The organism is Comamonas humi, assembly GCF_054782535.1.
In genome coordinates, this window is record NZ_BAAGSH010000008.1 from 268,257 (window position 1) to 292,776 (window position 24,520).

Genomic DNA, 24,520 nt, shown 5'->3' on the forward strand with positions numbered 1-24,520 from the left:
AAAGCGCGAACAGCTATCAAAAAATGAGGATCGCCACCATGACACATCCCGACGCAAGCTGGACGGCCGTGTGCGCCGTGCAGGAGATAGCGCCCGACACCGGCGTCTGCGCCCTGGTGGGCGGCCAGCACGTGGCGGTGTTCCGCGTGCAGGACCGGCTCTTCGCCATCGGCAACGTTGACCCGAAAAGCGGCGCCAGCGTGCTGGCGCGCGGCCTGGTGGGCAGCCTGGGCGAGCGCATCGTCGTCGCCTCGCCGCTGTACAAGCAGCACTTCGACCTGGCGACCGGCGAATGCCTGGAAGACCCCGGCCACTCGGTGCCCGCCTACGCCGCCAAGATCGAGGACGGGCGGGTCTGGGTGGCGGCATGACCACCACCCCACGCCCCAGCCTGGTCGTGATCGGCAACGGCATGGCCGGCATGCGCACGGTAGAGGAGCTGCTGCAGCTCGCGCCTGGGCTGTACGACATCACCGTGTTCGGCGAAGAGCCGCACGGCAACTACAACCGCATCCTGCTGTCGCCGCTGCTGGCGGGCGAGAAGAGCGTCGATGACATCATGCTCAACCCGCGCGAATGGTATGCGCAGCACGGCATCGCGCTGCATGCGGGCGACCCGGTGGTCGATATCGACCGCGCGCGCCGCGTCGTGCGCTCGCAGGGCGGCGTGGAGGCGCGCTACGACCGGCTGCTGATCGCCACCGGCTCGCGCCCCTTCATCCCGCCGGTGCCGGGCAGCACGCTGCCAGGCGTGATCGCCTTCCGCGACATCCAGCACGTCGAGGCCATGGTCGAGGCCGCGCGCAAGCACCGCCACGCCGTGGTCATCGGCGGCGGCCTGCTGGGGCTGGAGGCCGCCAACGGCCTGCTGCGCCAGGGCATGGAGGTGACCGTGGTGCACCTGCACCACAGCCTGATGGAGCGCCAGCTCGACGCGCCCGCGTCGGCGCTGCTGCAGCAGGCGCTCGAATCCACCGGCCTGCGCTTCTTGCTGGGCGCAGAGACGGCCGAGCTGGTGGGCGAAGACCGCGTGACGGCCGTGCGCTTCAAGAGCGGCTGCGAGATCCAGGCCGACCTGGTGGTGATGGCCGCGGGCGTGCGCCCCAACGTGGAGCTGGCCCGCGCTGCCGGCCTGCACTGCGAGCGCGCCATCGTCGTGGACGACACGCTGCAGAGCTACGACCCGCGCATCTACGCCGTGGGCGAATGCGTGCAGCACCGCAGCAGCACCTTTGGCCTGGTGGCGCCGATCTGGGAGCAGGCCCGCGTCTGCGCCGCGCACCTGGCCGGTGCCGGCCACCGCCGCTACGTGCAGCAGGCCACAGCCACCAAGCTCAAGGTCACCGGCGTGGACCTGTACTCGGCCGGCAACATCATCGGCGGCCCGGGCACCGAGGACATCGTGCTGCGCGACCCACGCCGCGGCATCTACAAGCGCCTGGTGCTGCAGGGCGAGCGCATCGTCGGCGCGGTGCTGTATGGCGACGTGGCCGACGGGCCCTGGTATTTCGACCTGATCCAGCGGCAGGCGCCTATCGCCGCGATGCGCCAGCGCCTGCTGTTCGGCCGCGCCCTTTGTGAAGCGCAGGCCGCCTGAAGAGAGTTCTCGATGACGACGATCCCCATGGCCTCCATCCCCGCGCCGGTGCGCACCACCTGTCCCTACTGCGGCGTGGGCTGCGGCGTGATCGCCACGCCGCAGGCGGACGGCCAGGTGCTGGTGGCCGGCGACCCGCAGCACCCTGCGAACGCCGGCCGCCTGTGCGTGAAAGGCTCGGCGCTGGGCGAGACCCTGGGGCTGGACGGCCGCTTGCTGCACCCCGCGATGCGCGACCGCGCACCGGAGGAGGGCGCGCCGCTGTCCCGCGTATCGTGGGACGTGGCGCTCGATGCCGTGGCCCAGGGCTTTCGCCGCATCATCGACGAGCACGGGCCCGACGCCGTGGCCTTCTACGTCTCGGGCCAGTTGCTGACCGAGGACTACTACCTGGCCAACAAGCTGATGAAGGGTTTCATCGGCAGCGCCAACATCGACACCAACTCGCGGCTGTGCATGTCGTCGGCCGTGGCCGGCCACAAGCGCGCCTTCGGCGAAGACCTGGTGCCCGTGTGCTACGACGACCTGGAGCTGGCCGACCTGGTCGTGCTGGTGGGCTCGAACACCGCCTGGTGCCATCCCATCCTGTTCCAGCGCATCGCGCGCGCCAAGGAGGCGCGGCCCGCGATGAAGCTGGTGGTGATCGACCCGCGCCACACCGCCACCTGCGAGCTGGCCGACCTGCACCTGCCCCTCAAGCCCGGCACCGACGTGTGGCTGTTCAACGGCCTGCTGGCGCACCTGGCGCGGGAGGGCAGGGCAGACAGCGGCTTTGTTGCGCAGCACACCCAGGGCCTGGAGCCGGCGCTGCAGGTGGCCGAGGCGGATGCCGGCAGCATCGCGGCCGTGGCCCGCGCGTGCCGGCTCAGCGAGGAGGCGGTGCGCACCTTCTACCAATGGTTTGCCGAAACGCCGCGCACCATCACCGCCTTCTCGCAGGGTGTGAACCAGTCGTCGGCCGGCACCGACAAGGTCAACAGCATCATCAACTGCCACCTGCTCACCGGCCGCATCGGCCAGCCGGGCATGGGGCCGTTTTCCGTCACCGGACAACCGAATGCCATGGGAGGGCGCGAGGTGGGCGGCCTGGCCAATATGCTGGCCGCCCACCTGGAGCTGCACGAGCCCGCGCACCGCGAGCTGGTGCAGGGCTTCTGGAACGCACCGCGCATGGCCGACAGGCCGGGCCTCAAGGCCGTCGAGCTGTTCCAGGCCATGGAGGCCGGGCGCGTGAAGGCCGTGTGGATCATGGGCACCAACCCGGTCGTCAGCCTGCCCGATGCCGACCAGGCGCGGCGCGCGCTGGCCGCCTGCGAGCTGGTGGTGGCCAGCGACATCGTGCTGGATACCGACACGCTGCGGCATGCCGACATCGCGCTGCCCGCGCTGGGCTGGGGCGAGAAGGACGGCACCGTCACCAATTCGGAGCGCCGCATCTCGCGCCAGCGCGCCTTTGCGCCCGCGCCGGGCGAGGCCCGCGCCGACTGGGCCATCATCGCCGAGGTGGCGCGGCGCATGGGCTACGATGGCTTTGGCTACGGCCACCAGCGCGAGGTGTTCGACGAACATGCGCGCCTGTCGGCGCAGGCCAACGGCCCCGAAGGCAGTCTGCCCCGCGCCTTCCATATCGGCGGCCTGGCGGGGCTGTCCGCCACGGCCTACGACGGGCTGGCGCCAGTGCAGTGGCCGTTGCCATCCAACAGCGGAGGGGGAGCCGCGCGCCTGTTCGGCGATGGGCGCTTTGCCCACGCCGACGGGCGCGCGCGCTTCGTGCCCACGCCGGCGCGCGCACCGGTGCATTCGGTGGATGGCGACTACCCGCTGGTGCTCAACACCGGCCGCGTGCGCGACCAGTGGCACACCATGACGCGCACCGGCCGCGCGCCCAAGCTGGCCGACCATGTGCCCGAGCCCTTCATCGACCTGCACCCGCACGACGCGCTGCTCGCCGGCGTGCGCGAGGGCGCGCTGGCGCGCGTGCGCTCGCGCTGGGGCAGCATGGTGGCGCGGGTGCGCATGGGCGGCGGCATTGCGCGCGGCAGCGTGTTCGCACCCATCCACTGGAGCGGGCCTTTCGCCTCTGACGCGCGCGTGGGCGCGGTCGTCAACCCGGTGGTCGATCCCGTCTCGGGCGAGCCCGAGTTCAAGCACACGCCGGTCATCGTCGAGCCCTTCGAGGTCGCCTGGCATGGCTTTGTGCTCACGCGCCGCGCGCTCGATGTGGAAGAGGGCGGCGATGCCGCCTGGTGGACGCGCATCCAGGGCCGCCAGTTCGTGCGCTACGAGCTGGCAGGCCGCAAGCCCGTGGCCGCGCCCCACGACTGGGCGCGCGCACTGCTGGGTGTGCAGGACGCCCAGGCCGATTGGCTGGAATATGAAGACGCCACCGCGCGCATCTACCGCGCCGTGCATGTGGTCGATGACCGCATCGAGTCCTGCATCTACCTGTCGCCACGGCCCGACCTGCCATCGCGCCAGTGGCTGGCCGGCCTGTTCGTGCAGCAGCGGCTCGAGGACATCGACCGCGCCGGCGTGCTGCTGGGCCAGCCCATCGAGGCGGGCGCCGACACCGGCCCCACCGTCTGCTCCTGCTTTGGCGTGGGCCGCAACACCATCTGCGACGCCATCCGCAGCCAGGGCCTGCAGTCGACCGCCGAGATCACCGCCTGCCTCAAGGCCGGCGGCAACTGCGGCTCGTGCGTGCCGGAGCTCAAGCGGCTGCTGGTGGAGGCGAGGGTGCAGTTGGCGGCTTGAGGGTGCGGCTTGGCTGGAAGGCGCTAGTGATCGTCGCGAAACTCGTCCTCTTGGCGGGCTGCTTCTGGCGGATGGCGGAGCGATTCAGCCGGCCTCCCGTGTCACTCTCAACCCGCCCCGAATACGGAATTTCTGACACCCCCGCGCGACTGAGCATCCATGGATCAAACGACGGGCGGCACTTGCACTTGGACCGCATCTCCTTCAACACGCACGGAATACGTACGAGCCTGGAGGCCATCCTGGCAGCCAGCCAGTCCCCCGGTACGCAGATCAAAGCGCAAACCATGAGCCGGGCACTGCACCAGGTGCCCATTCAATGCACCCCGGCACAGCGCTGCGCCCGCATGCGGGCAACTGTCCTCAATGGCATAAGGCTGTCCATCAACCACAAAGACCGCGATCTCATGACCCGCTACGCGAACCAGAGCGCGATGCGTGGTCGAGACATTCGCCCACGAAGCAACCGTTATCCATTCATCCATGGAAATGCATCTCCACCATAGTCTGCTGTCCTCCCACTATCCATCGTAAAACCAAAGAGATGGGGCGGCCCCCGGATGACAGCGATGTATTGTGATCGAGAGATCGCAAGACAACCCTGATTGGCTGCACCTGCTGGGAAGGCGCCTTTTAGGCTGAATCCGGTCATCCGTGACCGTCGGCCTGAGTGACTGCTGTAACCATGAGCAGACAGCCAACGGCTTGTGCCTCATGGTCCTGCCACATCGGCTTCCTCGGTCCCTTGCTCTCACAGCCTGGACAGGCTAACTGCTCAGAAATCCTCGAGCGCCATCACCGATGGTCCCACCGTGCAGCACCGCATCGCGCAGCGCCTGGGTGCGCACCAGCACATGGTCGCCATAAAAACGAGCGGTGGCGATCTTCGCGCGCCCGAAGGCCTCGTCCTGTCCCGTCTGCAACAGCCCCTGGGCCGCCAGCAGCGCGTCCCCCATCTGCCAGCCGCGACCACGCTGCCCGCGTAGGCCTGATTCGGCTCGCCCTTGCCGTGCGCGGCGACGAAGTCCACGACCTCGAGGTAGGCCTGGCGTGCGGCCTGCAGGCGCTCGGCCAGGGCCTGGCCGTCGCTGTCGGTAGCGCGACTTCGGTCTGCTCGACGAAACCGGCGCGGGCGCAGTGGAGATGATGCGGGCCATCAAACGAGCGCTGGACCCGCAGAACATCCTCAATCCGGGGAAGATTTTCGCGCTCTGACTACAGCCTTAGCGCTTCACCCTCGGGCCGGAGTGACGCGCAGAGGCAGCAGCCCGACGCCTCGGCGCGGCAGAGCCTGCTGCATCGTTCGGCACAGGCATACCACAGACGCCCTTGAGCGTGTGAGCTTGGCGCTCTCCTTCAGTATTTGGCCCAGCTGCGCCAGGTGCAAGGCCCATGCCCGGGGCTTCTTCACTGGGAGCAGGCCGGCCTGCGGATACCGGGCTTCCTGCACGCTTCGCCGGCTTTCGCCCCCCCATTCACCGCCTTGAGTATGCCTCCCCTCGACCATAACACCCTGTTTATGAGCGGAATAAGCTATCAAATAAAGAGCAATAGCTGAATTTCACGCAGCTCTCCGCAAGGATAGAGCATCCATATGAATACAAAAATTATTGACAATGTATTCTTGCTCGCATACAAAATATGACAACATTGCATGCAGGTATGGCGCAAAGCGATGTACAGAATGCTTTCCGGATGCCGAAATTCCCAACCTACATGGAGACTGTGAGTTGCACGATGGATACCCACAAGACAACCGATAGCCAGCCGTTTCCCCGCACCACCCTGGTGTTGTCGCGAACACAATGCGAAGGGCTGGTGACCCAGGCCGAAGTCATCGCGGCAGTGGAAGCCGCGCATGCCGACATGTCCAATGGCACGGCCGCGCAGCCGGCGGCGACGGCCATGAAGCTGCCCTCCGGCTCGGCGACCTTCCTGGCCATGCCGTCGCTGGCCGACCGCCAGGGGCTGGCCGCGGTCAAGCTGCTGGCCGACATCCCCGACAACGCGGCGCGCAAGCTGCCAACGCAGCGCTCGGTGGCCTTGCTGGTCTCGCAGGAGACCGGCGCGCCGGTCGCGATCTTCCACGGCCAGATCCCGACCCGCATCCGCACCGCGTCGGCCAGTGCCGTGGCCACCAAGCACCTGTCGCGCGCCGACAGCCGTGTGCTGGGGCTGATCGGCGCAGGTGCGCTGGCCATCGAGCACGTGCGTGCCATCCGCGAGGTCCGCGCGATCGAACGCGTGGTGGTGTGGTCGCGCTCGGCCGCCACCGTCGCTAGCTTCATCGAGCAGGTCGGGCCGCAGTTCCCGGGCCTTGTGCTGGAAGGCGCGGCCACGCCGCAGGAGGTCTTCGCCCAGGCCGACATCGTGTGCACGCTGACGCCGTCGCGCGACGCCTACGTCGAGGGCGCCTGGTTCAGGCCGGGCCAGCACATCAACGCGGTCGGCGCGCCGCCGCGCCCGGACCACCGCGAGATCGATTCCGCCGGCATGGCCAAGGCCCGGGTGTTCCTCGACAGCACGGCCATGGCCATGCACGACTCCGGCGACCTGTTGCTGGCGATCGCCGAGGGCGCGGTCTCCAAGGACCGGCTCATGCCCGAAATCGGCGATGTCATCACCGGCAAGGCCGCAGGGCGCAACTCGGACGAAGACATCACCCTGTTCAATTCCACGGGCCTGGGCATCCAGGATCTGGCCATCGGCCGCCTCATTGTGGCCAGAGCGCGTGAAAAGGGCGTAGGCACAGAGATCGACCTCGCCGCCTGAGCCCAGGAAGTTTCATCGCAATTCGGCGTCGGTTCCAGCGGCAACGGGCGCATGGCGTGTCCTGATCGCAGGAACCGGAGAGTGGCCGTGCCCGGCACGGCTACGGGTCCCATTCATTTCCGGAGAAAAAAACATGGAGACAGGATTCTTTTGGCGCAAGGGCGACTGGGGCGGCTACTTCGGCCTGCTGTCGAACAATCTGACCAACCTGTTGACGATGACGGGGCTGCTGCTCTTCGTCGTCGGCATTCCCAAGGACGTGGTTTTCGGCCAGGTCGTGCCGGCCTTCGGCCTGGCCATCTTCGTGGCCAGCCTGAGCTACACCTACTTCGCCTGGCGGCTCACCAAGTCCAGCGGGCGGTCGGACGTCACGGCCCTGCCGTCGGGGCCGAGCGCGCCGTCGATCTTCACGGTGACCTTCCTGGTCATCCTGCCGCTGTACATCCAGACCAAGAACCACGTGTTCGCGCTCCAGGTGGGCATGGTCTGGTGCTTCGCCGAGGCGATGATCCTGGTCGTGGGCTCCTTTCTGGGCGACGCCATCCGGCGCGCCATCCCGCGCACCGTGCTGCTGTCGTGCCTGGCCGGCCTGGGTCTGCTGCTGCTGGCCATGAACCCGATCCTGCAGTCCTTCCAGGCGCCGACGGTCGCCTTCGTCGTGCTGCTGCTGATCTTCCTGAACTGGTTCGGCAAGCGGCCGATCCTGCCGAAGATCCCGACCGGCTTCCTGCTGCTGGCCGTGGGCACGGTGCTGGCGTGGGCCTTCGGGCTGCAGAGCGCGGCCGCGGTGCAGGAATCGCTCAGCACCTTCGGCTTCAATCCGCCGCAGCTGCACGTGAGCGGCTTCATCGACGGCCTGCCGCATGCGCTGCCGCACCTGGCTTCGGCGATTCCGCTGGGCCTGGCCAACTACGTGTTCGACCTGGAGAACATCGAGAGCGCGCATGCTGCCGGCGACCCCTATCCGACCCGCCAGGTCATGCTGATGAACGGCGTGTCCTCGACGATCGGCGCCATGTTCGGCAACCCGTACCCGGTGACGGTCTACATCGGCCACTCTGGCTGGAAGTCCATCGGCGCCGGTACGGGCTACACCCTGTTCAGCGGCGCGACCATGTTCCTGGTCTCGCTGTTCGGCCTGGGCGCTTTCCTGCTGGCCCTGATCCCCATGGTCGCGGTGGTGCCGATCCTGGTCTACATCGGTGTCGTGACCTGCAACCAGGTCGTGCGCGAGTCGCCCAAGGACGAGGTGCCGGTGATCTTCATCACCATGTTCCCGTGGATCGCCAACTGGGCCCTGTCCGTCGTCAACAACACGTTGGCCGCCGCTGGCACGGCCGCCAAGACGGTGGGCGTCGACAAGCTGGCTGCGAAGGGCGTCTACTACCAAGGCCTGGCGAACCTGGGCAACGGCGCGCCGCTCAGCAGCATGACCTGGGGCTGCATCGCGATCTTCGCGATCACCGACCGCCCCCTGGCCGGCGCGGCGGCCGCGCTGTTCGGGGCCGTGCTGACCTTCCTGGGCGTGATCCATTCCCCTGCGGTCGGCATTGCGCAGGCCCACGCCATGCCGCTGGTCTACGGCTACAGCATGATGGCCGCCATCTTCGTCCTCAAGCACTTCCTCAACCAGCGTGACGGCGGCGCGCATGGAGCCGCCAAGCCCCTGCCTGGCATGAAGTAGTGAAATTGGCCTCCAGCCCCCGTGTATCAGGGGCTGGGCGCTATTCAATCGGAAGCGTCCGGCGCAGAGGCCGTCACCTCGCCCGCTGCAGGCTATGGATCATGCGCGCCGCCGTCAGCGCCTTGGTCTTGGCCGTGTAGTCCGTCATGTGTGCGGATGCGCCGTGGACTTGCAGATCGGCCAGGGTGGCCCACTTTTCGATGACCGTAAAGGTGTCCGCGCCCAGGCTGCCTTTGGGGGGCGGTAGGCCCTCGGCGTCGACCGCGGCAGCGTATTCGAGGCAGCCCTGCTCGGCCAGCATGCCGCTGGCCGCGCCGCTGAGCGTGGCCGGGGCTGAGGTGACGATAGTGTGGTTGTTGGGCGACTGGAACAGCCCGAAGCCCATACCGCACAGCACCATGCGCGAGACGATGTCCATGTCGGCGGGCTGCGCGGGCAGTAGGGCCATCAACCCCAGGCCGATGCCGCCCAGCAGTCCGTCGGCCACGCGGCCGATCAGGCGCCCGACGATGGGGCCCTCATATAGGAAGGAAGTTCGAGGCGAGTGGATGACGATCTCGACTTAGTTGTGATCGATAGGTCTCGATGCAGCCATGAGCAGCAGCAATCGCTGCAAGGCCAACTTCCAAGTCAATTCCGTCAACGGGAACTTTAGGTCATCCGTAGCGCCACAAAGTGCGCCAGAGCCCCGGCCGGCGGTAAGCGGCATCTCGGCTATTCTTCGGCCAAGTCAACCATGCAAAGCACCCCGTCCAGGGGGCCATGAATATGCCGAACAACAAACTCAAGATCGCCGTGCTCTTCGGCGGCACCAGCGAAGAACGCGAAGTCTCGATCGCCAGCGGCGCCCAGGTTGTCAAGGCGCTGCGCAGCATCGGCCACGAAGTGCTGGCCGTGGAAACCTCGCGCGGGCTGTTGACGGCCGAGGAAGAGCGCCATTTGCTGACCTCGCAGGTCGGCAAGATGCCACCTGCATCCGATGCGCTGGCGGTGCTCCGGTCGGGCGAAGCGAGCCTGGTCCGCTCGCCGGCGCTTGCCGATGTCGATGTGGTGTTCCTGGCCCTGCATGGCGGGACCGGCGAGGACGGCACGGTGCAGGCCATGCTCGACCTGGCCGGCGTGGCCTACACGGGCAGCGGCCACTTGGGAAGCGCCGTTGCCATGGACAAGGACCTGTCCAAGCGCCTGTTTGTCGCCGCAGGAGTCCAGACGCCGCGATGGTTGATGGCGCCATGTACGCAAGAGGCTGTGGCGCAGCAGCTCGGCTATCCGCTGGTGGTGAAGCCGAACCGGCAGGGCTCGACGGTGGGCCTGTCGGTGGTCCGGAATCCGGATGCGCTGGAGGCCGCCATCCAGCATGCGGCGCGTTTCGACGACGAGGTCATGCTGGAGCAATTCATTGCGGGCCGCGAGCTGACGGTGGGCGTGCTGGGTGGGCAGGCCTTGACGGTGGGGGAGATCATGGTCGAGCCGGAAGCGGTTTTCGACTACCAGGCCAAGTACCAGCCTGGCGCCATGCGCGAAGTGTTTCCGGCCGATCTGCCCGAAGCCATCGTGGCGCAGGCCAAGGCAGCCGCGTTGCGGGCGCATGTGGTGCTGAAGCTCGACGGCTACAGCCGGGCGGACTTTCGCCTGGACAGCGAGGGGCGCCTGTGGTGCCTGGAGGTGAACACCTTGCCGGGCATGACGGCCACGAGCCTGCTGCCCCAATCTGCGGCCGCCAGCGAAATCCCTTTTGCCGAGCTGTGCGAGCGGATCTGCATTGCGGGCATGGCGCGGCATCAAGGCAAGTAGAACCTTGGGCCGTCATCGACCGATATTCTTCAGGAGCAATGATGTTCGACCACGTCAAATTCGGCGTCAGCGACTATGCGGCCAGCAAGGCGTTCTATCTCCAGGCGCTGGCGCCGCTGGGTGTCTCGGTGGCTTCGGAAGGAGCGCCGTCCTACGGCGTGGAGCTGGTACGCCCGCAGGTCAAGGCCTCGTTGTGCCTGTTCCAGACCGACGAGAAGCCGGCGCGCCTGCATCTGGCCTTTGCGGCCGAGAATCGCCAGCAGGTTGATGCCTTCCACCGTGCTGCGCTGGAAGCCGGCGCGAAGGATAACGGTGCGCCGGGCTTGCGTCCGAACTACCACGCCCACTACTATGCGGCCTTCGTCATCGGGCCGGACGGGCACAACATCGAGGTGGTCTGCCACCAGCCCGAGGCCTGAGCGCAATCGTCCCTATCCTGGAGCGTCAAGCATGACAGACAGCAAAGTCAAAGGACCGGCTTCGTACTTCCCGTCCATCGAGAAGCACTACGGCCAACCGGTGGCGCATTGGTTCGGCATCCTCGAGTCGGTGAAGGACAAGAAGCACATGGAGCAAGTGGCTTTGTTGAAGGAGCAGCACCAGATCGGCCATGGGCATGCGAATGCCCTGGTGGCCTACTTCCGGGCGCAGCAGGAGGCCTGAGGTTTGAGGCAGCACCAGAGTCCTGTGGGCGTTGTGACCCTGGCAGATAGCCAGGTCGGCTGCCCCACCTTTGCCATCAATGTGCTTGCTTACCCGCCGGGTTCCGTGCAAAGACGGCTATCCGACATGCAGGATGCCATCGAGAGCATGGCGCCCACCGGCAGCTTGTACCGCTGCCCTGCGACGACACTGCACCTCAGCGTCTTTCAATTCGTATGGGCACGCAGCCCTGTTGGCGCCATGGACCGCTCCGCATGGTTGGGCCGCCAGGGGCAAACGGTTAAAGCCCTGACCAGGATTGCGTCTTCGTCGTCTTCTTTTGTCCTGAGCCAGGAGCGCATTCATGCCGGGGAAAGCGCGGTTTTTCTGAGGTTCGACCCATCGCCGCTGCTGGAGCAGCTGCGGGACGGCATTGCAGCGTTTGCTGCGGATGACTTCCCTGCCTGCAATCGCCCGGGCATCCAGCACATCACCCTGTTTCGCTATCGCCAGCAGGTTGCATTGAGCCTGGTGGAGGCTGCTTGCCAGCGCGCTCCTGCGTTCTGCGAAGAGTGGAAGGTCGATCGGTTGGAGTTGGTGCAGGAAAACGTCTACCCTGCACTGAATGTCGATGTCATAGGGGCGTTCCAACTGGCTTGAGCCTTATCCCATGCGCCTGCGCACCCAGGCGCTTCCCGCGTCCACCGCCACCGACAGCGCCAGCATCGCGATGATGACGGTGCAGGCCTGCGCATGGTGGAACAGCGACAGCTCCACATACAGCAGTTGCCCCAGGCCGCCCGCGCCGACAAAGCCCAGGATGGCGGCCATGCGGATGTTCATTTCCCAGCGGTACAGTGTGTAGGCCGCGAGCTGCGGCGCGGCGGCGGGCAGCGTGCCGTAGAGGAAGGCCATGGCGCGGCCGCTGCCCGCGTGGCGCAGCGCGCGCGAGGCGGTGGGCGGCGTGTTCTGCAGCGCCTCGGCATACAGGCGACCCAGCACGCCGGTGGTGTGCAGCGCCAGTGCCAGCGCGCCGGCGAAGGGCCCCAGGCCCACGGCCAGCGCGGTCAGCGTGGCCCAGACCAGCTCGGGCACGGAGCGCAGCGCATTCAGCAGCAGGTTGCACGGCCCGCGCCACCAGTGCTGCGTGGGCAGTGCCAGCAGCAGGCCCAGCGCGGCGGCCAGCAGGGTGCCGACGATGGAGATGGCCAGCGTCTCCCAGGTGCCGCGCGCCACGCGGGCCAGCCAGTCGCCGCCCAGGTCGGGCGGGAAGAAGTCGCGCACGAACTCGCCCATGGTGTGGGCCGCATCGGCGGTGAAAAGCGCGGGCAGGTCCATGTCCAGCAGCCGCAGGCTGGCCAGCAGGCCGGCCATCACGGCAGCCGCCATGGCGGCGCTGCGCCAGCCCAGCGGCGAGCGGGTGGCGGCGGGTGCGGCGTCGAGCGCGCGGCGCAGCAGGCCCGACAGCGCATCGGCGCCCAGCACCAGCAGCATGAAGGTGAGGAGGATGCTGCAGGCCTCGCCGCCGTTGAGCATCTTCATGGCCTGGTCCATCAGCTGGCCCAGGCCGCCGGCGCCGACAAAGCCCATGACCACCGAGGCGCGGATCGCGCATTCCCAGCGGTACAGCGTGTACGACACCAGCTCTTTCGCGGCCTGCGGCAGCAGGCCATAGAGCATGGCCAGCGGCCGGCGTGCGCCGGCCAACTGCAGCGCGCGGGCCGGCGCGGCCGGCGTGGATTCGAGGATCTCGGCATAGACCTTGGCCAGCATGCCGCCGTAGGTCAGCCCGAGCGCCAGCACGCCGGCGGCCGGCCCGAGGCCGAAGACGCGCACAAAGACCAGCGCCCACACCAGCTCGGGAATGCCGCGCAGCAGCGTGAGCAGGCCGCGTGCCAGCGGGCGATAAGCGGGCCGCTCGCGCGCGGCGGCGGTGGCCGCATAGGCCAGCGGCACGGCCAGAACAAAGGCCAGCGCGAGGCCCGCGGTGGCGATGGCCAGCGTCTGCAGCGTGGCCCGGCCCAGGTAGCCCAGGAATTCGGTGCCGGTTTCGGGCGGCCAGAAGCCGGACAGAAAGCCGCCGGCCACGCGCAGGTTGTCGGGCGAGAGCAGGGCGGTGGGGTTCCAGCCGGCCGCCTGGAATAGCGGCCACAGCACCAGCAGGCCCAGCACCACGGCCGTGAGCCGGCCGGGCGCGGCGGGGTCGCGGTGCGTGGCGGTCAGCAGCATACGCGGGTGAGGGGCTGTGGAACGAGGGCGGGGCTGGCGTGGTCGTGCCCGGCCGCGCTGTCGCCAGCGTAGAGCGCGGCCAGCAGAGGTTCGGTGACCTGGCTGGCGGGCAGGTCGAAGGCGATGCGGCCGGCACGGATGCCGACGATGCGCGGAAAGTGCGCCAGCGCCAAGTCCACCGCATGCAGGCTGGCCACCAGCGTGGCGTTGCGGGCGGTGGCTTCCTGCGCCAGCAACTGCACGGTAGCCTGGGCCAGCAGCGGGTCGAGCGCGGACACGGGCTCATCGGCCAGGATCAGCCCCGCCTGCTGGTAGAGCACGCGGGCGATGCCCACGCGCTGCAGCTGCCCGCCCGAGAGCTGGTCGCAGCGCACGAAGAGCTTGTCTTCGAGCTGCACGCGCGCCAGCGCCTGGCGGGCGCCTTCCACGTCCTGCGGGTACAGCAGCGAGGCCAGCGCCTTCCAGGCCGGCCACTGGCCGAGCCTGCCGGCCAGCACGGCGGTGACGACGCGCTGGCGCGGCGCGATGGGCGCGGCCTGGTACACGGTGCCGATGCGGGCGCGCAGCTGGCGCAGCTCCCTGGGCGGCAAGCCTGCGGGCACCGGCGTGTCCAGCACCGACAGCCGGCCGCTGGTGGCCGCCTGCGCGGTGCCGATCAGCGACAGCAGCGAGGTCTTGCCCGCGCCGGACGGGCCGATCAGCGCGATGTGCTCGCCCTGGCGCGCGGCCAGCGTGATGCCGGCCAGCACGGGCGCGGCGGCGCCCACTGTGCCGTACGTCAGCCCCGCATCCTGCAGCGCAAAGCTCACTTCAGCAGTCCGGCGGTCTTGGCGGCGGCTTCGATGCCGTCGTAGTTCTCGGACTTGGTGGCGACGAAGCGCGAGGCGCGCTGCAGCTCCAGGATGGCCTTGTGCTCGGGCTTGGAGGCGTCGAGCGCGAGGAAGGCGTCGGTCAGCTTCTTGACCAGCTCCGGGCTCAGGTCGCCGCGCACCGTCCAGTTGTAGTCGAAGTAGGGCGGCGTGGTGTCGAACACGCGCACCTTGGCGGTGTCCACCTTCTTGGACTCGACCAGCTTGTCCCAGACCGAGGCGTTGAGCACGCCGGCCTCGGCGCGGCCCGCGGCCACGAAGGCCACGGTGGCGTCGTGCGCGCCCGAGTAGGCCACGGTCTTGAAGTCCTTCTCGGGGTTGAGGCCGGCCTTCTGCAGGAAGAAGCGCGGCATCAGGCTGCCCGAGGTGGACGAGGGCGCGCCGAAGGCGAAGGTCTTGCCCTTCAGGTCGGCCAGCGTCTTGATGGCCGGATCGGCGGTGATGAACCTGGAGGTGAACTGCGCATCCTCGGCGCGCTGCACGATGGGGATGGCCGTGCCGTTGGTGCGGATGCGCGCCTGCACGAAGGTGAAGCCGCCCAGCCAGGCCAGGTCGAGCTTGCGCGTGGCCAGCGATTCGACCACGGCCGCGTAGTCGGACACGGGGGTGAACACCACCTTCATGCCAATGGCCTGCGACAGGTACTGGCCCAGCGGCTCGAACTTGCGCTGCAGCTCGGTGGGCGCTTCGTCGGGGATGGCCGACACGCGCAGCACCTGCGGATCGGCCGCAAAAGCCGGCAAGGCGGTCAGGGTGGACAGCGAAGCAGCGGCCAGCGCACAGGCAGCCGCATGCCGCAGCGCCCGGCGGCGCGCAGGAATATGGGTCATCGAAAGCTCCGTTCCAATCAGCCACCGCCGTCCGGGTACACGGCGGTTTAATGAAACAGCCCTGCGGCGGGGGCCACAGGGCTCTAGGGCGGTACACCGACCGCTGGAGCGTGATTGTCCTGCAAATGCGGCGCCATACGCCGCCGGTAGGGCTTCCTGGGCTTCAGGCGCGCTGCGAATCCAGCTGCTCGTGCTGCTGCACGACTTCCTGCGCCTTGGTGTAGCTCTCGATCAGCAGCTGGTAGTTGGGGAAGATGCCGGTATAGGCCTCGGCCCACTGGGCGGCGTCCTCGCGGTTCCAGGTCTTCTGCAGCTCGGAGGCCACGGCCGCCGTGTCGATGGGCACCACGCCCGCCTGCACCATGCGCATCAGCGTGATCTCCTCGGCCATCTTGGAGTAGGTGCCCGAGGCATCGATCACCGCGAACACCTGGTAGCCGTCCGCCACCGCGGCGATGGACGGAAAAGCCATGCACACGCTGGTGATGGTGCCGGCAATGATGAGCTGCTGCTTGCCGGTGGCCTTCACCGCCTGCACGAACTCCGGGTTGTCCCAGGCATTGATCTCCCCCTTGCGGGCAACGTACCGGGCATGCGGCGCGTTCTGGTGGATCTCGGGAATCAGCGGGCCGTTGGGGCCCTGCGGCACCGAGGCCGTGGTGATGACGGGGATCTTGGCCAGCGTGGCGATCTTTGCCAGCGTGGCCGCTAGGCGGCGCAGTGTAGTGAACGGCATATCGTGCACCGTTTGGAACAATCCACTCTGGTGGTCGATCAGCAGCATGGCGACGTTTTTGGGATCGATCACGGGCTTGGCGCCGTTGAAGTTGGCGGGAATGGCGATCTGGCTGGTCATGGGAAATCTCCTGAAAACAAATGGTTGAAGGTTGATTTCCTGCTTTTCGGAGGGTTGCCTTCCAGGCGCTTCTCGATCCGCAGTGGCTCCACTGTAGCCAGGATGAACCGATCCCGATAGCCGGCGGCTTGGCGTATGAGAGTTCTATTTTTTGAACAATGGGTTGGCCGAAGAAATAAAAAAAGCCGCCTGCTAGACAGGCGGCCGATCGAGGGGGACGAGGGTGTTTACACCTGGTCCGCCGACAGCCCCGCCGTCTGGCTGAAGCCGCCGTCCACGTAGGTGATCTCGGCCGTCACGCCCGAGGCCAGGTCGGACAGCAGGAAGGCGGCGACGTTGCCCACATCCTCGATGGTCACGTTGCGGCGCAGCGGCGAGGCGTCGGCCACGCGGCCGAGCAGCTTGCCGAAGTCCTTGATGCCGCTGGCGGCCAGCGTCTTGATGGGGCCGGCGCTGATGCCGTTGGCGCGGATGGCACGGCCGTCGGCGGTGCGGCCCACGGCCTCGGCCAGGTAGCGCACGGATGCTTCGAGCGAGGCCTTGGCCAAGCCCATGGTGTTGTAGTTGGGAATGGAGCGCAGCGCGCCCAGGTACGACAGCGTCAGCAGCGAGGACTTGTCGTTCAGGTAGGGCAGGGCCGCCTTGGCCATCGCGGGGAAGCTGTAGGCGCTGATGTCATGGGCAATCTTGAAGCCCTCGCGCGACAGGCCATCGAGGAAGTTACCGGCGATGGCCTCGCGCGGCGCAAAGCCGATGGAGTGCACGAAGCCGTCGAACTTGCCCCAGGTGGCGCCGAGGTCGGCAAACAGCTTGCCGATCTGGGCGTCGTCGCCCACGTCGCAGTCAAACACCAGCTTGGAGTCAAATTCGGCCGCGAACTCGGTGATGCGGTCCTTGAAGCGCTCGCCCACGTAGCTGAAGGCCAGCTCGGCGCCTTGCTGGTGGCAGGCCTTGGCCACGCCATAGGCGATGGAGCGGTTGGACAACACGCCGGTGATCAAAAGTTTTTTGCCAGTCAGGAAACCCATTGTTCTTTTCTCCGGTTGTGCGCCGCCGCGGACGGCGCTTGGCTGAATGCTGGAATAAGTACGGCAGAATTGTCGCATGCGCCACCGCCTGTCCCTGTGCCTGCCGTTCATTTTGTCGCTTGCTGCGCCGCCCGTGCTTGCGGCCCATGCCTATGCACTGTGGGGGCAGCCCCGCTATGGGGCGGACTTCAAGCACTTCGCCTATGCCCGGCCCGATGCGCCCAAAGGCGGCGAACTGCGGCTGGTGAGCAACCTGCGCTACTCCACCTTCGACAAGTACAACCCGTTCACCATCAAGGGCTCGCCGCCGGCCTACCTGTCGGACATGCTGTTCGAGTCGCTGCTCACGGGCAGCCTCGACGAGACGGCCACTGGCTACGGCCTGCTGGCCGAGGACGTGGAGGTGGCGGATGACGGCCTGTCGGCCACCTTCCGGCTGCGGCCCGAGGCGCGCTTCCACAACGGCAAGCCGGTGCTCGCGCAGGACGTGAAGCACAGCTACGAGACGCTGATCAGCAAGTACGTGTCGCCCGGCTACAAGACCCTGCTGGTCGACGTGGCCGGCTGCGACGTGCTGGACGAGCGCACGGTGCGCTTTCGCTTCCACAAGCCCAACCGCGAGCTGCCGCTCACCGTGGGCGGCCTGCCGGTCTTCAGCCGCGACTGGGGCCTGGGCGAGGACGGCAAGCCCAAGCCCTTCGACCAGGTGGTGACGGACACGCCCATCGGCAGCGGCCCCTACAAGATCGGCCCGGTGCGCTTCGGCAAGGACATCACCTATGTGCGCGACCCCGGCTACTGGGGCAGCCAACTCGCCGTGCGCCGGGGCATGGCCAATTTCGACCGCATCACGGTCAAGATCTACCGCGACAACACCGCCCGGCTGGAGGCGTTGAAGGCCGGCGAGTTCGACCTGATGCGCTTTTTCAGCGCCGGCGACTGGGCGCGGCGCCTGTACGGCAAGCGCTTCGACAGCGGCGAGCTGCGCAAGGGCGAGTTCGCCAACAAGCTGCCCGCGGGCTTCCAGAGCTATGTGCTCAACACCCGCCGGCCGCTGTTGCAGGACGTGCGGGTGCGCGAGGCGCTGGGCCTGGCCTTCGACTATGAATGGATGAACCGCCAGATGTTCTACGGCTCGTACAAGCGCGTGCGCGGGCTGTTCGGCAACACCGCCTGCGAGACCCGTGGCGAGCCCACGCCGCAGGAGCTGGCCCTGCTGCAGCCCTTTGCCAAGGACCTGCCGCCCGGCACGCTGGGCCCCATGGAAGACCCGCCGCGCACCGATGGCGACCACAGCCTGCGCGGGAACCTGCGCCAGGCCCAGAAGCTGCTGGCCGATGCCGGCTGGACGGTGAAGGACGACGGCGTGCTACGCAACGCCCAGGGCGAGGCCCTGGTGCTCGAATACCTGGAGAGCAGCGAAGGCGGCATCAAGGTGGTGTCGCCGTGGATACGCAACCTGCAGAAGCTCGGCGTGCGCATGAACGTGCGCGTGGTCGACTTCGCGCTGTACCAGCAGCGGCTGCAGAAGTTCGATTTCGACATCGTCACCATCGCCTACCCGGGCACCAACAACCCGGGCCAGGAATACGCCGAGCTGTTCGGCAGCGCCGCCGCCGACCTGGAGGATTCTGGCAACCTCGCTGGCGTGAAGAGCCCTGCGGTCGATGCCGTCATCCAGGCCCTGGTGTCCGCCAAGACCGAGCAGCAGATGCTGCCCGCCTGCCATGCGCTGGAGCGCATCGTCACCCACGGCCATTACTTCATCCCGCAGTGGTACGCCGGCACGCACCGCATGGTGTTCGATGCCTGGCGGCTGGAGATGCCGGGCGAGATCCCGCCGTATTCGCCCGGCGAGATGTGGGCGGTCTACACCTGGTGGGCGCGCAACCCGCCATGGACTACGGACACGGCGGCCACGGCCGCCGGCCGATAACCGGAAATTCGCATGTTCGCCTACATCCTCAAGCGCCTGCTGCTGATGATCCCCACGCTGTTCGGCGTGCTGCTGCTGACCTTCGTCGTGATCCAGTTCGTGCCGGGCGGGCCGGTGGAGCAGTACCTGGCCGAGGCCAAGGCGGGCGCGGGCCGCGCCGCCGAGTCGGGCGGCCTGTCGTACCGCGGTGCGCAGGGCGTGGACCCCAAGCGGCTCGACGAGATCAAGGCGCTGTACGGCTTCGACAAGCCGCCGGCCGAGCGCTTCGTGCAGATGCTGTCGCAGTTCGCACGCTTCGACCTGGGGCGCAGCTTCTTCCAGAACAAGAGCGTGTGGGCGCTGGTCCAGGAGAAGCTGCCGGTCTCCATCAGCCTGGGGCTGTGGACCTTCTTCATCAGCTACCTCGTGGCCGTGCCGCTGGGTGTGGCCAAGGCGGTGCGCGCGGGCTCGCGCTTCGACCTGGTGACCACCATCGTCATCCTGGTGGGCTATGCCATCCCCGGCTTCGTGCTGGGCGTGGCGCTGTTGGTGGTCTTCGGCGGGCAGCTGCAGTGGTTCCCGCTGCGCGGGCTCACCTCGGCCAACTGGGATGAGCTGGGCTGGGGCGCCCGCATCGTCGACTACCTCTGGCACATCGCGCTGCCGGTCACCGCCATGGTGGCGGGCAGCTTCGCGGTGACGGCCATGCTCACCAAGAACGCCTTCCTCGAAGAGATCCGCAAGCAGTACGTGCAGACGGCGCGGGCCAAGGGCCTCTCCGAGCGCCAGGTGCTGTGGCGCCATGTGTTCCGCAATGCGCTGCTGCCCATCGTCACCGGCTTTCCGGCGGCCTTCATCGGCGCCTTCTTCACCGGGGCGCTGCTGATCGAGACCCTGTTCTCGCTCGACGGCCTGGGCCTGCTGAGCTACGAGAGCGTGATCCGCCGCGACTACCCGGTGGTGCTGGGCACGCTGTATCTGTTCACGCTGATCGGGCTGGTGACCAAGCTGGTCAGCGACCTGTGCTACGTGTGGGTGGACCCCCGCGTCAAATTCGACTGAGTCGATGGAGAGAGGCGATGATTTTGAATAAAAATGCACTCCAGCGCTTATACAGCAAGCGCGAGCAGCTATGAATAGTGTAGTGAATCAGGCCCGCCCCCGCTCGCCATCGCCCTCGCAATCGCCCGCCGCGCGTGCCTGGCGGCGCTTTCGCGCCAACCGGCTGGGCTTCTGGAGCCTGGTGCTGTTCGTGCTGCTGGTGGTCACCAGCCTGTTCGCCAATGTGCTGTCGAACGACAAGCCGCTGGTGGTGCGCTACCAGGGGCAGACCTACTGGCCGCTGGCGCACGACTACCCCGAGACCACCTTCGGCGGCGACTTCCACACGCCCACCGACTACCTCGACCCGTTCATCCAGCAGCGCCTGGCCGAGCCGGGCAACTGGGCCGTCTTTCCGCCCAACCGCTACGGCGCGGACACCATCAACTACTTCGCCAAGGCGCCCAACCCGTCGCCGCCCTCGCGCGACAACTGGCTGGGCACCGACGACCGCGGCCGCGACCTGCTGGCGCAGCTGCTCTACGGCTTTCGCGTGAGCGTGCTGTTCGGGCTGGCGCTCACGGTGGTCGGCGTGGTGATCGGCATCATCACCGGCGCGATCCAGGGCTTCTTCGGTGGGCGTACCGACCTGTTCTTCCAGCGCTTCATCGAGGTCTGGACCTCGATGCCCGAGCTGTACCTGCTCATCATCTTCAGCGCGGTGCTCGCACCCAGCGTGGCGCTGCTGCTGGTGCTGCTGTCGCTGTTCGGCTGGATGGGGCTGTCCGACTACGTGCGGGCCGAATTCCTGCGCAACCGCCAGCTCGACTACGTGAAGGCCGCGCGCGCGCTGGGCGTGTCCAACGGGCAGATCATGTGGCGCCACATCCTGCCCAACAGCCTCACGCCGGTGGTCACCTTTTTGCCGTTCCGCATGAGCGCGGCCATCCTCACGCTCACCTCGCTCGACTTCCTGGGCCTGGGCGTGCCACCGGGCACGCCGAGCCTGGGCGAACTGCTCTCGCAGGGCAAGAACAACATCGACGCGTGGTGGATCTCGCTGTCCACCTTCGGCGTGCTGGTCGTCACGCTGCTGCTGCTGACCTTCATGGGCGACGCGCTGCGCGACGCGCTCGATCCGCGCAAGCAGCAGCAGACCGGGGCGGCGCCGGCAGCGGCACCGGTGGCCGACCCGGCGATCACGGAGGCCAGCCATGTTTGAGATGTCCCGCTATGCCGCGCAGGTGCCGCTGGTGCAGGTGCGCGACCTGCATGTGCGTTTCGGCGACAAGACCGTGGTGCAGGGTGTGAGCCTGGACATCCGCGCCGGCGAGAAGCTGGCCCTGGTCGGCGAGTCCGGCTCGGGCAAGACGGTGACGGCGCTGTCGCTGCTGCGCCTGGTGGGCGAGGCCCAGCTCAGCGGCGAGGTGCTGATGGGCGAGCGCAACCTGCTGCAGATCTCCGAACGCGACATCCAGGCCGTGCGCGGCGACGACATCGCCGTGATCTTCCAGGAGCCGATGACGGCGCTGAACCCGCTGATGACCATCGGCGCGCAGATAGTCGAGGTGCTGCGCCTCAAGCAGGGCCTGAACGCCAAGCAGGCCTGGGAGCAGGCGCAGCAGCTGCTGGCCGCCACCGGCATCCCGCAGCCCGCCGAGCGCGTGCGCAGCTACCCGCACCAGCTCTCGGGCGGCCAGCGCCAGCGCGCAATGATCGCCATGGCCCTGGCCAGCCGCCCCAAGCTGCTGATCGCCGACGAGCCCACCACCGCGCTCGACGTGAGCCTGCGCGGCCAGGTGCTCGAGCTGCTGGCCGACCTGCAGCGCCAGACCGGCATGGGCGTGCTCATCATCACCCACGACCTGCCGCTGGTGCGCAGCTTTGCCGACCGCGTGGCGGTGATGGAAAAGGGCGCGCTGGTGGAGCAGGGCCCGGTGGCCCAGGTGTTCGCCGCGCCCCAGCACCCGTATACGCGCAAGCTCCTGGCCAGCGCGCCGCGGCGCGACGTGGCCCAGCCGCCGGCGGGCGGCGCGCCCGTGCTGCGCGCCGAGGGCCTGCGTGTGGGCTATGCCACGCGGTTGCCGGGCTTCGAGGGCTGGTTCCGCAAGGGCGAGTTCGTGGCGGTGCAGGGCGCCGACCTGCAGCTCGGCCCCGGCGAGACGCTGGGGGTGATCGGCGAATCGGGCTCGGGCAAGTCCACGCTGGCGCAGGCCATCCTCGGCCTGCTGCCCAGTCAGGGCCGGCTGGAAGTGGCCGGCCGGCAGTGGCAGCAGCCCGCGCAGCACAACTCGGCCGCCAACCAGGCGCTGCGCCGCCAGGTGCAGGTGGTGTTCCAGGACCCGTTCTCGTCGCTGTCGCCGCGCATGACGGTGCAGGAGATCGTCGGCGAGGGCCTGCGCCTGGCCCAGCCCGGCCTGCCGCCGGCCGAGCTGCAGCAGCAGGTGCTGGACCGGCTCGGCGAAGTAGGCCTGGGCGAGGCGCAATTCCCCGGCCTGCTGGAGCGCTATCCGCACGAATTCTCGGGCGGCCAGCGCCAGCGCATCGCCATCGCGCGGGCGCTGATCGTCGACCCCGAGATCCTGGTGCTCGACGAGCCCACCAGCGCGCTCGACGTCACCATCCAGCAGCAGGTGCTGGCGCTGCTGCAGCGCCTGCAGAAGGAGCGCGGCCTGAGCTACGTGCTCATCACGCACGACGTGGCGGTGATCCGCGCCATGGCGCACCGCGTGGTGGTGATGAAGGACGGCGCCATCGTCGAGGCCGGCGAGGCGCTGGCGGTGCTGGAGCATCCGCGCGAGCCCTACACGCGCCAACTGATGGCGGCCAGCACCGTCGGGGCGGCCGCGTGACGGGACTTGATGCCAAATCGGCCTCTGGCGCGCATACAGCAAGCGCTGATAGCTCATCTTTTGGAAGCGAAACCTTGCTGCAGGTCGCGGGCCTGCGCAAATCCTTTGGCGGCGTGCAGGCCGTGGACGGCGTGGACTTCGCGCTGGCGCGCGGCGAGGTGCTGGCGCTGATCGGCCCCAACGGCGCGGGCAAGTCCACCACCTTCAACATGCTCAATGGCCAGCTGCGTGCCGACGGTGGCTCGGTGCGGCTCGACAACGACGGGCAGGTGACCGAACTCGTGGGCCTGAAGCCGCGCGAGGTCTGGCGCCTGGGCGTGGGCCGCACCTTCCAGATCGCCGAGACCTTCGCCAGCCTCACCGTGGTCGAGAACGTGCAGATGGCCCTGCTGTCGCATGCCGGGCGGCTGAACCGGCTGTGGCCGCGTGCGGCGCAGTTCGAGCGCGGCCGGGCGCTTGCGCTGCTGGCCCTGGTCGGCATGGACGCGCAGGCCGAGCGCCCCTGCAGCGAGCTGGCCTATGGCGACGTGAAGCGCGTCGAGCTGGCCATGGCCATCGCGCACCAGCCGGTGCTGCTGCTGATGGACGAGCCCACCGCCGGCATGGCCCCGGCCGAGCGCCTGCAGCTGATGGCGCTGACCCGCCGGCTCGCGCACGAGCAGCGCATGGCGGTGCTCTTCACCGAGCACAGCATGGACGTGGTGTTCGCCTATGCCGATCGCATCCTGGTGCTGGCGCGCGGCCGGCTGATTGCCGAGGGCACGCCCGAAGAGGTGCGCGCCAATGCCGAGGTGCAGCGCGTCTACCTCGGCTCGGGCCGTTTGCTCGACCCGCAGGAGGCTGCATGACGGATGCGTTGCTGGACGTGCGCCAGCTGTGCGCGGGCTATGGCGCCGCGCAGGTGCTGTTCGACGTGGATCTGCAGGTGCGGCGCGGCGAGGTGGTGGCGCTGATGGGGCGCAACGGCGCCGGCAAGTCCACCACGCTCAAGGCCATCATGGGCCTGATTGAGCGGCGGCGCGGAGCTGTGCATTTCGCCGGGCGCGACATCACGCGGCAGCCGGCCCATGCGGTGGCTCGGCTGGGCCTGGGCTATGTGCCCGAGGACCGGCGCATCTTCACCGAGCTGACGGTGCTGGAGAACCTCGAGGTCGGCCGCCAGCCGCCGCGCCGTTGGCCCGACGGCAGCATCGCCAGCGACTGGACGCCCGAGCGCCTGCTGGCGCTGTTCCCCAACCTCGCGGCCATGCCGCACCGGCCCGGCGGGCAGATGAGTGGCGGCGAGCAGCAGATGCTGACCGTGGCGCGCACGCTGATGGGCAACCCCTGCCTGGTGCTGCTCGACGAGCCCTCGGAAGGCGTGGCGCCGGTCATCGTCGAGCAGATGGCGCAGATGATCCTGCAGCTCAAGTCGCAGGGCGTGAGCATCCTGCTGTGCGAGCAGAACCTGCACTTCGCGCGCTGGGTCAGCGACCGCGCCTATGTGCTCGAGCGCGGCCAGGTCCGCTTTGCCGGCGGCATGGACGAGCTGGCGGCGCGCGAGAAGGCCGGCGAGCGCCTGCTCGGGGTGTAAAAAAAACCGCCCGGAGGCGCAATGCCAGTCAGTTAAGCCAGAAAGCCAATTGATGCAGTAAAAGGGAACGTGTTCAACACGTTC

General features: G+C 68.0%; 22 protein-coding genes and 2 pseudogenes. 16 read left to right on the forward strand and 8 right to left on the reverse strand.

Annotated elements, in window-relative coordinates:
- Positions 1-38: 38 nt before the first annotated feature.
- Genes nirD through ACYVKR_RS11170 form a run of 3 tightly spaced genes read left to right on the forward strand, consistent with a single transcriptional unit; the run spans position 39 to position 4,351 of the window.
- Positions 39-371 (forward strand): nitrite reductase (NAD(P)H) small subunit, encoded by a 333-nt coding sequence (gene nirD, locus ACYVKR_RS11160; protein WP_460480973.1) that lies wholly within the window; start codon positions 39-41, stop codon positions 369-371.
- Positions 368-1,597: an NAD(P)/FAD-dependent oxidoreductase gene (locus ACYVKR_RS11165; RefSeq protein ID WP_460480974.1), complete on the forward strand. Its 1,230-nt coding sequence runs from the start codon at positions 368-370 to the stop codon at positions 1,595-1,597. Before nirD ends, ACYVKR_RS11165 begins: the two co-directional genes overlap by 4 nt.
- A gap of 12 nt (positions 1,598-1,609) precedes the next feature.
- On the forward strand, positions 1,610-4,351 hold the full coding sequence (locus tag ACYVKR_RS11170) for a molybdopterin-dependent oxidoreductase (protein ID WP_460480975.1): 2,742 nt from the start codon (positions 1,610-1,612) through the stop codon (positions 4,349-4,351).
- A 164-nt stretch (positions 4,352-4,515) separates the two neighbouring features.
- Here the strand turns inward: ACYVKR_RS11170 and ACYVKR_RS11175 are convergent, their stop codons facing one another.
- On the reverse strand, positions 4,516-4,836 hold the full coding sequence (locus ACYVKR_RS11175) for a Rieske (2Fe-2S) protein (protein ID WP_460480976.1): 321 nt from the start codon (positions 4,834-4,836) through the stop codon (positions 4,516-4,518).
- A 282-nt stretch (positions 4,837-5,118) separates the two neighbouring features.
- Complete coding sequence (locus ACYVKR_RS11180; RefSeq protein ID WP_460480977.1) at positions 5,119-5,307, reverse strand: acyl-CoA dehydrogenase C-terminal domain-containing protein; 189 nt, start codon at positions 5,305-5,307, stop codon at positions 5,119-5,121.
- 154 nt (positions 5,308-5,461) lie between these two features.
- On the opposite strand from ACYVKR_RS11180, the pseudogene ACYVKR_RS11185 reads away from it, so the two are divergent.
- From ACYVKR_RS11185 to ACYVKR_RS11195, 3 genes and pseudogenes are all read left to right on the forward strand, one after another.
- Positions 5,462-5,566 (forward strand): annotated as a pseudogene (locus ACYVKR_RS11185) (FAD-linked oxidase C-terminal domain-containing protein); the annotation flags it as partial.
- Between the two features lie 522 nt (positions 5,567-6,088).
- Complete coding sequence (locus tag ACYVKR_RS11190; RefSeq protein ID WP_460480978.1) at positions 6,089-7,123, forward strand: ornithine cyclodeaminase family protein; 1,035 nt, start codon at positions 6,089-6,091, stop codon at positions 7,121-7,123.
- A 133-nt stretch (positions 7,124-7,256) separates the two neighbouring features.
- Complete coding sequence (locus tag ACYVKR_RS11195; protein ID WP_460480979.1) at positions 7,257-8,807, forward strand: SulP family inorganic anion transporter; 1,551 nt, start codon at positions 7,257-7,259, stop codon at positions 8,805-8,807.
- A gap of 73 nt (positions 8,808-8,880) precedes the next feature.
- Here the strand turns inward: ACYVKR_RS11195 and ACYVKR_RS11200 are convergent.
- A pseudogene (locus tag ACYVKR_RS11200) lies at positions 8,881-9,321 on the reverse strand (putative quinol monooxygenase); the annotation flags it as partial.
- 254 nt (positions 9,322-9,575) lie between these two features.
- Here ACYVKR_RS11200 and ACYVKR_RS11205 point away from each other — a divergent pair.
- From ACYVKR_RS11205 to ACYVKR_RS11220, 4 genes are read left to right on the forward strand one after another with little or no spacing between them, the layout of a single operon-like run.
- Positions 9,576-10,601 (forward strand): D-alanine--D-alanine ligase family protein, encoded by a 1,026-nt coding sequence (locus ACYVKR_RS11205; RefSeq protein WP_460480980.1) that lies wholly within the window; start codon positions 9,576-9,578, stop codon positions 10,599-10,601.
- A 41-nt stretch (positions 10,602-10,642) separates the two neighbouring features.
- Positions 10,643-11,020, forward strand: a complete 378-nt coding sequence (locus ACYVKR_RS11210) for a VOC family protein (protein ID WP_460480981.1) — start codon at positions 10,643-10,645, stop codon at positions 11,018-11,020.
- A gap of 31 nt (positions 11,021-11,051) precedes the next feature.
- Positions 11,052-11,264, forward strand: coding sequence for a DUF4287 domain-containing protein (locus tag ACYVKR_RS11215; RefSeq protein WP_460480982.1), 213 nt, complete (start codon positions 11,052-11,054; stop codon positions 11,262-11,264).
- A gap of 24 nt (positions 11,265-11,288) precedes the next feature.
- Entirely contained in the window at positions 11,289-11,903 is a 615-nt protein-coding gene (locus ACYVKR_RS11220) for a hypothetical protein (RefSeq protein ID WP_460480983.1), read from the forward strand.
- 3 nt (positions 11,904-11,906) lie between these two features.
- Here ACYVKR_RS11220 and ACYVKR_RS11225 read toward each other — a convergent pair whose 3' ends face one another.
- The 5 genes from ACYVKR_RS11225 to fabI all read right to left on the reverse strand — a co-directional run bounded on the left by ACYVKR_RS11225 (position 11,907) and on the right by fabI (position 17,055).
- Positions 11,907-13,472 (reverse strand): PhnE/PtxC family ABC transporter permease, encoded by a 1,566-nt coding sequence (locus tag ACYVKR_RS11225; RefSeq protein WP_460480984.1) that lies wholly within the window; start codon positions 13,470-13,472, stop codon positions 11,907-11,909.
- Positions 13,463-14,281, reverse strand: a complete 819-nt coding sequence (locus ACYVKR_RS11230) for a phosphonate ABC transporter ATP-binding protein (RefSeq protein ID WP_460480985.1) — start codon at positions 14,279-14,281, stop codon at positions 13,463-13,465. The genes ACYVKR_RS11225 and ACYVKR_RS11230 overlap by 10 nt, the downstream gene beginning before the upstream one ends.
- Entirely contained in the window at positions 14,278-15,171 is an 894-nt protein-coding gene (locus ACYVKR_RS11235) for a phosphonate/selenate family ABC transporter substrate-binding protein (RefSeq protein WP_460480986.1), read from the reverse strand. The genes ACYVKR_RS11230 and ACYVKR_RS11235 overlap by 4 nt, the downstream gene beginning before the upstream one ends.
- Positions 15,172-15,334: 163 nt before the next feature.
- A complete protein-coding gene (locus ACYVKR_RS11240; RefSeq protein WP_460480987.1) occupies positions 15,335-16,027 on the reverse strand; it encodes a cysteine hydrolase family protein in 693 nt (230 codons plus the stop codon).
- A gap of 227 nt (positions 16,028-16,254) precedes the next feature.
- A complete protein-coding gene (gene fabI, locus ACYVKR_RS11245) occupies positions 16,255-17,055 on the reverse strand; it encodes an enoyl-ACP reductase FabI (RefSeq protein WP_460480988.1) in 801 nt (266 codons plus the stop codon).
- 76 nt (positions 17,056-17,131) lie between these two features.
- On the opposite strand from fabI, the gene ACYVKR_RS11250 reads away from it, so the two are divergent.
- The 6 genes from ACYVKR_RS11250 to ACYVKR_RS11275 all read left to right on the forward strand — a co-directional run bounded on the left by ACYVKR_RS11250 (position 17,132) and on the right by ACYVKR_RS11275 (position 24,436).
- On the forward strand, positions 17,132-18,991 hold the full coding sequence (locus tag ACYVKR_RS11250; protein ID WP_460480989.1) for an extracellular solute-binding protein: 1,860 nt from the start codon (positions 17,132-17,134) through the stop codon (positions 18,989-18,991).
- A 12-nt stretch (positions 18,992-19,003) separates the two neighbouring features.
- Positions 19,004-20,032, forward strand: coding sequence for a microcin C ABC transporter permease YejB (locus ACYVKR_RS11255; RefSeq protein WP_460480990.1), 1,029 nt, complete (start codon positions 19,004-19,006; stop codon positions 20,030-20,032).
- 70 nt (positions 20,033-20,102) lie between these two features.
- A complete protein-coding gene (locus ACYVKR_RS11260) occupies positions 20,103-21,233 on the forward strand; it encodes an ABC transporter permease (RefSeq protein WP_460480991.1) in 1,131 nt (376 codons plus the stop codon).
- A gap of 1 nt (position 21,234) precedes the next feature.
- A complete protein-coding gene (locus ACYVKR_RS11265; RefSeq protein ID WP_460481000.1) occupies positions 21,235-22,863 on the forward strand; it encodes an ABC transporter ATP-binding protein in 1,629 nt (542 codons plus the stop codon).
- Between the two features lie 74 nt (positions 22,864-22,937).
- Positions 22,938-23,711 carry an ABC transporter ATP-binding protein gene (locus ACYVKR_RS11270; RefSeq protein WP_460480992.1) on the forward strand — a complete coding sequence of 258 codons (774 nt, stop codon included), beginning with the start codon at positions 22,938-22,940 and terminating at the stop codon, positions 23,709-23,711.
- The gene (locus ACYVKR_RS11275; protein WP_460480993.1) at positions 23,708-24,436 is read left to right on the forward strand and encodes an ABC transporter ATP-binding protein; all 729 of its coding nucleotides are present in this window, start codon (positions 23,708-23,710) and stop codon (positions 24,434-24,436) included. Before ACYVKR_RS11270 ends, ACYVKR_RS11275 begins: the two co-directional genes overlap by 4 nt.
- Positions 24,437-24,520: the final 84 nt, after the last annotated feature.

Bases quoted from the DNA above. Each gene is read 5' to 3' on its own strand.
- ACYVKR_RS11190 (WP_460480978.1), top strand. From the start codon at position 6,089: ATGGATACCCACAAGACAACCGATAGCCAGCCGTTTCCCCGCACCACC.
- ACYVKR_RS11175 (WP_460480976.1), bottom strand. From the start codon at position 4,836: ATGGATGAATGGATAACGGTTGCTTCGTGGGCGAATGTCTCGACCACG.
- ACYVKR_RS11195 (WP_460480979.1), top strand. From the start codon at position 7,257: ATGGAGACAGGATTCTTTTGGCGCAAGGGCGACTGGGGCGGCTACTTC.
- ACYVKR_RS11235 (WP_460480986.1), bottom strand. From the start codon at position 15,171: ATGACCCATATTCCTGCGCGCCGCCGGGCGCTGCGGCATGCGGCTGCC.
- ACYVKR_RS11215 (WP_460480982.1), top strand. From the start codon at position 11,052: ATGACAGACAGCAAAGTCAAAGGACCGGCTTCGTACTTCCCGTCCATC.
- ACYVKR_RS11165 (WP_460480974.1), top strand. From the start codon at position 368: ATGACCACCACCCCACGCCCCAGCCTGGTCGTGATCGGCAACGGCATG.
- ACYVKR_RS11255 (WP_460480990.1), top strand. From the start codon at position 19,004: ATGTTCGCCTACATCCTCAAGCGCCTGCTGCTGATGATCCCCACGCTG.
- ACYVKR_RS11225 (WP_460480984.1), bottom strand. From the start codon at position 13,472: ATGCTGCTGACCGCCACGCACCGCGACCCCGCCGCGCCCGGCCGGCTC.
- ACYVKR_RS11170 (WP_460480975.1), top strand. From the start codon at position 1,610: ATGACGACGATCCCCATGGCCTCCATCCCCGCGCCGGTGCGCACCACC.
- ACYVKR_RS11240 (WP_460480987.1), bottom strand. From the start codon at position 16,027: ATGACCAGCCAGATCGCCATTCCCGCCAACTTCAACGGCGCCAAGCCC.
- ACYVKR_RS11205 (WP_460480980.1), top strand. From the start codon at position 9,576: ATGCCGAACAACAAACTCAAGATCGCCGTGCTCTTCGGCGGCACCAGC.
- nirD (WP_460480973.1), top strand. From the start codon at position 39: ATGACACATCCCGACGCAAGCTGGACGGCCGTGTGCGCCGTGCAGGAG.
- ACYVKR_RS11250 (WP_460480989.1), top strand. From the start codon at position 17,132: ATGCGCCACCGCCTGTCCCTGTGCCTGCCGTTCATTTTGTCGCTTGCT.
- ACYVKR_RS11210 (WP_460480981.1), top strand. From the start codon at position 10,643: ATGTTCGACCACGTCAAATTCGGCGTCAGCGACTATGCGGCCAGCAAG.
- fabI (WP_460480988.1), bottom strand. From the start codon at position 17,055: ATGGGTTTCCTGACTGGCAAAAAACTTTTGATCACCGGCGTGTTGTCC.
- ACYVKR_RS11275 (WP_460480993.1), top strand. From the start codon at position 23,708: ATGACGGATGCGTTGCTGGACGTGCGCCAGCTGTGCGCGGGCTATGGC.
- ACYVKR_RS11260 (WP_460480991.1), top strand. From the start codon at position 20,103: ATGAATAGTGTAGTGAATCAGGCCCGCCCCCGCTCGCCATCGCCCTCG.
- ACYVKR_RS11180 (WP_460480977.1), bottom strand. From the start codon at position 5,307: ATGGGGGACGCGCTGCTGGCGGCCCAGGGGCTGTTGCAGACGGGACAG.
- ACYVKR_RS11265 (WP_460481000.1), top strand. From the start codon at position 21,235: ATGTCCCGCTATGCCGCGCAGGTGCCGCTGGTGCAGGTGCGCGACCTG.